Origin of the sequence: Dactylosporangium sp. NPDC049742, from assembly GCF_040674675.1 — a bacterium.
GTDB classification, from domain to species: Bacteria; Actinomycetota; Actinomycetes; order Mycobacteriales; family Micromonosporaceae; genus Dactylosporangium; species Dactylosporangium maewongense.
In genome coordinates this window covers 1-2,358 of sequence record NZ_JBFANF010000155.1, presented here as the reverse complement: position 1 = coordinate 2,358, position 2,358 = coordinate 1, and the positions used below count along the sequence as shown (strand labels likewise).

Below are 2,358 nucleotides of genomic sequence, written 5' to 3'. Positions count from 1 at the left end.
GTCGAGGCCGCGATCGCCGCCGTCCACGCCGAGGCGCCCTCGTGGGAGGCGACCGACTGGCAGGAGATCGTCGCGCTGTACGACACCGGCCGACCCCGACCTGGCCGCCGCCGCGGCGGAGTCCGGGGTGGCGCTGCTCGGGCTGACCCGCGGCGCGTCCTGGGCGCAGCTGGCCGCGCTGCTGCGCTCGCTGCTGGCCGAGGGCGACGTCGGCGACGCCGAGCCGCAGACCCTCGGCGGGGTGCCGGCCGGTGACCTGTTCGCGCTCGCCAACGCGATCGCGGCGCTGCTCGACGCGCCGGTCACCATCGAGGACCGCAGCTCCCGCGTCCTGGCCTACTCGGGCCGGCAGGACGAGGCCGACCGGTCCCGCATCGAGACGATCCTCGGCCGGCAGGTGCCGGAGCGGTACTCGCGCCAGCTCACCGACCGGGGCATCTTCCGCGACCTGTACCGCAGCGACCAACCCGTCTACGTCGAGCCCGGCGGCGACGACTTCTTCCTGCTGCCCCGGGTCGCGGTCGCGGTCCGGGCCGGCGACGAGATCCTCGGCTCGATCTGGGCGGCCGTGCAGGGGCCCCCGAATCTCGACCGGATGCAGGCGCTGCGGGACGCCGCCCGGGTCGTCGCGCTGCACATGCTGCGCATCCGGGCCGGCGCCGACGTCGAGCGCCGGCTGCGCACCGACCTGCTGAGCACCGCCCTGGAGGGCGGGCCGGGGGCGCTGGACGCGCTGAACCGCCTCGGGCTCGCCGACCGGCCGGTCGCCGTGCTCGGGCTCGCGCTCCTCGCCCGCCCCGACGACCCGTCCGGCGTCACCGCCGACGCGGGCCTCGCCACCGAGCGGCAGCGGCTGGCCGACGCGCTCGCCATGCACATCGGCGCGGTGCACCCGAGGTCGGCGGCGGCGCTCGTCGGCGACGTCGTCTACGGGCTCGTCCCGGTCGCCCGCGGCCGGGCCGACGGCGCCTTCCGCATCGCCGCCGACTTCCTCGACCGGGTCGGCGAGCGCACCCCCGCGGTCGCCGGCATCGGCCCGGTCGCGCAGGACGTGGCGGGGCTCGCCGCGGCGCGGGCGGAGGCGGACCGGGCGCTGCGGGTCCTGCGCACCGGCAACACCGCCGGGCGGCGGGTCGCCCGGCTCGCCGACGTGCACGTGGAGGCGCTGCTGCTGGACCTCGCCGACGTCGTGTCGGCCCGCGGCGACCGGCCCAGCGGCGCGGTGGCGAACCTGCTCGCCTACGACGCCAAGCACAACACCAACCTCGTCGACACGCTGCGGGCCTGGCTGGACGCCTTCGGCGACGCGGTCGCCGCCGCCGCGGCCATGTACGTGCACCCGAACACCTTCCGGTACCGGCTGCGCCGGGTGGCCGAGGTCGGCCCGCTCGACCTGCACGACCCCGACGCCCGCTTCGCCGCGATGCTGGAGCTGCGGCTCGCCGCCCGCCCCACCGAGTGACTTGCCCCGCACCGGTAGCTTGGGGTTGCGGCGTCACGGCGGCGCCGCGGGTCAGTCCTCTGGCTGGTGACGTGCAGGTGCAGGCACCCGACCGGATCGGGTCGTACCGGATCGAGCGGCTCCTCGGGCTCGGTTCGTTCGCCACCGTGTGGCTCGGGTTCGACCCGGCGCTCGGCGCCTCCGTGGCGATCAAGGTGCTCGCCGAGAACTGGAGCCACGACCTCCGCGTCCGGGAACGCTTCCTCGACGAGGGCAGGCTGCTGTGGCGCCTGGACCACGCGCGGCTCGTGCGGGTCCACGCGGTCGGCGAGCTGCCCGACGGGCGGCCCTACCTGGTCATGGCGTGGGCGCGGGGCGGCAGCCTGCGGGACCGGCTCGCCGCCGGGCCCGTGCCGGTGCCGGACGCGCTGGTCCTGCTGCGCGAGGTCGCCGCCGCGGCCGCGGTGCTGCACGCGAACGGCATCGTGCACCGCGACCTGACCCCCGGCAACGTCCTCTTCCGGGCCGACGGCGGCTACGGGCCCGGCGACGTGCTCCTGGCGGACCTGGGGCTGGCGAAGGCCGTCGCGGCGGCGTCGGGGCTGACGGCGCGGGCCGGGACGCCCGGGTTCATGGCGCCGGAGCAGGACGACCCCTTCGCGGTCGTCGACGCCCGGGCCGACGTGTTCGGCCTCGGCCGGCTCGGGGTGGCGCTGCTCGGCACGGCGCCCGGCGCCGGACCCGGCTCGGCGGCCGACCGGCCGGGGGTGCCGGCGCTGCGCGCCGGGGTGCCGTCCGGGGTCGGGCGGGTGCTGCGCACGGCGACGGCGGTGTCGCCCGGCGCCCGGTACCCGCACGCGGCCGCGTTCGCGGCGGCGCTCGGGCACGCCGCCGCCGGGCCACGGGGCCGTGCCCGG

2 protein-coding genes are annotated in these 2,358 nt (G+C 78.2%); both read left to right on the top strand.

The features are described 5' to 3' along the window. Nucleotides 1–127 precede the first annotated feature (127 nt). Nucleotides 128–1,462: a helix-turn-helix domain-containing protein gene (locus tag AB0J72_RS58870; protein WP_363418019.1), complete on the top strand. Its 1,335-nt coding sequence runs from the start codon at nt 128–130 to the stop codon at nt 1,460–1,462. A gap of 71 nt (nt 1,463–1,533) precedes the next feature. Further along, a partial coding sequence (locus AB0J72_RS58865; RefSeq protein WP_363418017.1) for a serine/threonine-protein kinase occupies nt 1,534–2,358 on the top strand: 825 nt, incomplete at its 3' end.